Source organism: Methylacidimicrobium cyclopophantes (assembly GCF_902143385.2).
Taxonomy (GTDB): Bacteria; Verrucomicrobiota; Verrucomicrobiia; order Methylacidiphilales; family Methylacidiphilaceae; genus Methylacidimicrobium; species Methylacidimicrobium cyclopophantes.
Genome location: NZ_CABFUZ020000163.1, coordinates 1 through 4126 on the forward strand (window position 1 = coordinate 1; position 4126 = coordinate 4126).

General features: G+C 56.8%; 4 protein-coding genes. 2 read left to right on the forward strand and 2 right to left on the reverse strand.

Annotated features, from left to right (window positions below):
• Positions 1–439 precede the first annotated feature (439 nt).
• A complete protein-coding gene (gene iscB / locus FN369_RS07620) occupies positions 440–1738 on the forward strand; it encodes an RNA-guided endonuclease IscB (protein ID WP_142525579.1) in 1299 nt (432 codons plus the stop codon).
• Between the two features lie 559 nt (positions 1739–2297).
• On the opposite strand, the gene FN369_RS11185 is transcribed toward iscB, so the two are convergent.
• Positions 2298–2453: a hypothetical protein gene (locus FN369_RS11185; protein ID WP_178087747.1), complete on the reverse strand. Its 156-nt coding sequence runs from the start codon at positions 2451–2453 to the stop codon at positions 2298–2300.
• A gap of 16 nt (positions 2454–2469) precedes the next feature.
• Here FN369_RS11185 and FN369_RS11190 point away from each other — a divergent pair, with 16 nt between their 5' ends.
• Positions 2470–2661: a hypothetical protein gene (locus FN369_RS11190; RefSeq protein ID WP_142525580.1), complete on the forward strand. Its 192-nt coding sequence runs from the start codon at positions 2470–2472 to the stop codon at positions 2659–2661.
• A gap of 136 nt (positions 2662–2797) precedes the next feature.
• Here the strand turns inward: FN369_RS11190 and FN369_RS07625 are convergent, their stop codons facing one another.
• On the reverse strand, positions 2798–4009 hold the full coding sequence (locus tag FN369_RS07625; protein WP_142525581.1) for a hypothetical protein: 1212 nt from the start codon (positions 4007–4009) through the stop codon (positions 2798–2800).
• Positions 4010–4126: the final 117 nt, after the last annotated feature.

Genomic DNA, 4126 nt, shown 5'->3' on the forward strand with positions numbered 1-4126 from the left:
CTGCTGCTGACGGCATTACCGCACCGTTCACTTCACAGGCTAACCGGGCGTGTCCCGCCCTTAAAACAGATCATTTTAGGCTCCGGTTGGTTTTTGCTTCTGCTCCCACGATGCCGCCGATCCTACCAGATCAGCGTTACATTCCTCCCAAAGCAAATTCAACTCCGAGCTCGTCAACCACTCCCCCTGAGCCTTCGGGCTACAGGCGGAGCTTGTGAGAGCAGGCTCCTGGTTGACCAGGCTCAGTGATCGGAGACATCCGTGAACTATGTTGGTGAGGTCACGACACCCCGGGATGCGTTGCCAGTTTCGGGCTACTGTCGAGGCGGATTAAAAGCAAGCTGGGAGTAGTGCAAGCGGTGTCCGTCTCCCAACAAGCCTCATCAACTTTGCCGAGGCGAACTTTACGGGCGGAAGCCCAGATAGAAAGGAGTAGTCCATGACACAGAATCGGGTGTTGGTACTGGATAAAAACCGACAACCCCTCATGCCCTGCCATCCGGCCAGGGCGCGGGAGTTGTTGCGCAAGGGTAAGGCGGCGGTGTTCCGGCGCCATCCTTTCACCATCATCTTGAAGGACCGGGAAGGCGGGGAAGTTCAACAGATCCGCATCAAGCTCGATCCCGGTAGCAAGGAAACGGGGATGGCTTTAGTGGCCCATTTCGCCCGACGCGGACCGACCGTTATTTGGGCTGGAGAACTGACCCATCAGGGAGCCGCAATTCGCAAGGCTCTGGAACAACGCCGGGCGCATCGGCGGTTCCGGCGTGCAAAGCTGCGCTACCGTGCGCCCCGCTTCGACAACCGGACCCGGCGGGAAGGTTGGCTTCCGCCCAGCCTGCAACATCGGGTAGACACGACCATGACCTGGGTCGAGCGCCTGCTGCGCTGGGCGCCGGTTTCTGCGCTGTCGCAGGAACTGGTGCGGTTCGACACCCAGGCGCTGCAAAACCCCGAGAGCTCCGGTGCCGAGTATCAGCAAGGGACTTTGCAGGGGTATGAGGTCCGGGAGTATTTATTGGAGAAGTGGGGCCGCAAGTGCGCCTACTGCGGAGCGGAAAACGTTTCTCTCGAAATAGACCACATTCATCCCCGCAGTAAAGGCGGCAGCGACCGTGTGAGCAACCTCACGCTGGCCTGTCGTCCCTGCAATCAGCGCAAAGCCAATCGGGATGTCGCCGAATTCCTGGAGAAAGATCCGAAGCGGCTTGCCCGCATCGAGGCCCAGCGCAAGGCGACTTTGAAAGATGCCGCTGCCGTGAACAGTACCCGCTGGGCATTATGGCGCGGCTTGGTAGCTATCGGTCTGCCGGTCGAGGTGGGAACGGGTGGCCGCACGAAGTGGAACCGGCACCGGCAGAATTACCCGAAGGCGCACTGGATCGACGCGGCCTGCGTTGGCGAGAGCGGTGGTGCGGTTCGCCTGGATGCCGACCATCGCCCTTTGGCGATACGCGCCATGGGCCACGGAGAACGGCAACAGGCGCGGCTGAACCGGTACGGGTTCCCGGTGGGCCATAAAGCCGGAGCCAAACGCTTTCTGGGGTTTCAGACCGGGGATATCGTGCGGGCCGTCATCCCCGCGGGGAAATACGCTGGAACCTTCCTCGGGCGCATCGCCATCCGGTTCCGGCCCTCTTTTTCTTTTGTTCCGAGCGCGGACGGCAAAGTATTTGATGTTCATCCAAAGCACCTGACCTTGTTACAAAGGAGCGACGGTTATGTTTACACACAGTGAGGAGGCAGCGCTTCCGCTCCAGCCAAAAACCCTTGGCTGGAGTACCCGCGCTGAGTTTTGATGGAGCATTTCCGAAATGCCCCGCATTTTTACGTGGATTTCATACAAACCACCCGTCCCTGGCTGTTAGGCGCTTTCGGGTGGTTCTTCCGTCCAGGGAAGAAGGCGCTGCTTCTGTGGGAGAGAAACGGTGAAGGGAACTTTCATTGCGTCCCGATGCGGCGAATGAATCGCCTTATGGAGAGGAATAGGATCGCGAATAGCCTTCGAGCGGCGTTGTCATCCATACGGGAATGGGAGCTGGCGTTATATTCCTCAAGTACACTAGGGACGAAGCCGGCCCTGCTACTGTGGTCGCGCCGAAAACTCCCCCTGGGATCGTGTAGGGAGCCTGAACATTCCCCATCGCAGATCCCAGCAGCGGAGGGATTGCCGGTAACGTCTCCTGCACCCACAGCGGGATAGTGGAATAGATCGAACCGGGAATCAGGTAGCCCGCGAAAATGCTGCCGGTCTCCGGATCCTTGCTTGCGTCGGGTTGTCCTAACATTGGCGACTCCTAAAGATAGACATACCAGTAATTTCCGCCGCCCACGGAACCGGCAACGGAAGGATAGCATTGAATATTCCATGTGCCGGAAACAGCACTCGAGTAATACATGGTGAAACTGAGCACTCCCATCCCTGCGGGATATAAACCGGATGTCCCTAGCATTGTACTATTTGGATCTGTGCACTGCATATATACCGTGGCGCTGCTACCCGCCCCGGTAGACACGTTAGCCCCCCCGATCAATACCGTCCCGGCGGGTAGCGACAAGGTAAAGGAAGCAATCGTGGTCCAAGTATTCGCTGGGAGAGATGTGCCCGTCGTCAATGCAACGGCTCCCCCGGATCCGCCCCGATTGTCCATGGCGCTCTGAAGCGTCGCTGTTTTGCTCTGCACGCCGCCGATCAACGAGGCGAGATAACGCGCAAACACCTTTCTCCCTGTGTCGTTCAACAAATCGAACTGCGAAAGCGTTTGCGACGCTGGAAACGTGTTTACTCTGGGAGCGGTCATATAAACAACTTTACGAAAGTGTAGCTCCCAAAGCCTCCCACCTGAGGACCTTGGGCGATAACGGGCACATTTGTGTGAATGTAAAAGTATTGTCCCGATCCATTAACGTACCCGCCTTGACTACCCAAAGAACCTAACGCCATTCCGCTATCTCCTCCCCCGAACACTTGCCCGTTAGGGAGAGTGACACTCGGAACTGCGGTTTCGAAAGATGGAGCACCCTCGACCCAAGAGCCTCCCGTTCCAACCGTTCCACTCTGTACAATCGTTCCTTCAAGCATGTTGTTAACATTGCTCAAAACAAGGGATACAGATCCGCCGGCAAAAACGGGAACAGGGTTGTTCACGTCGCATAACCAGAAGTTTCCTCCAGAATTGAAGTCGAATGTCCCGTTACTTACGTTTACGGACCCGAGCAGCCTCCAGTTGCTGTAGCCGCTCGTCCCAGAGGTTATCAAACTCGAAGTTCCAGTTCTGGCGGATGGGGTGGTTGCGTTCGACCATGGTTGTAAGGTGAACACCACCCCATTGTTGTATGCGGCAAAAATGTCATATGTGCCGGTAGTGGTGCTGGTGATCCCGTAGTTGGAGAGCGTGATCACGATGGAGGACGGGATGCTGAATAGCTGCCAGGCGTTTGCGTTGGTATTCCAGAGTGTAACGCAATTCCCGCTGAACGGTTGCCATGATATGTTTGTTGCTCCTGATACCGATGGCACGCCCAAACCCCAAGATGTCGTTCCAGGCACAAGCCTCAATCCGCAAATCCCGCTCTGCGCGAGCGTCGATGGGAGTCCGCTGAGAGACAAAGGGTTAAGCAACACAAAGTTCCCCGCGCTATAAACCATGAGCGCCGGGATTCCCGCCTGGATATCCCCGTTTTGCAACGCCGCATTCGTGGCAACGGAGTTTATGTTGACCGCTCCCAGCCCGTTTACGTTGATTGTCGATGCTCCCGTGTTGCTGTTGGCGGGAGCCACAAGAAGCGTCAATCCATTCACGTAAGACGTTGCGGGAGGAGACAGCGTGACCACAAGGGCATTCACGGTTCCGGTGTCTTGCCCGTAGTTGATGTAACCCGTTGCCGGATCATCGATGGCATTCGCAAGCGCTTGGTAGTTATTGTCAAAAACACTTGCCGGGCTTGGATTGCTCAGCGTCCCAGTCAGGGAAGCGATCGTGTAAGGAAGGACTACCGGTCGTGACATGTCGGCCTTATTTTACGGGCTGCCCCATCTGGTGTCGAGCGCAACTTCCGTTGCCACCTGATAGACTTGAGTCTGGAGAGTGTTTTTCCCCACAATTTGACATCCTCCCCGGCCTGA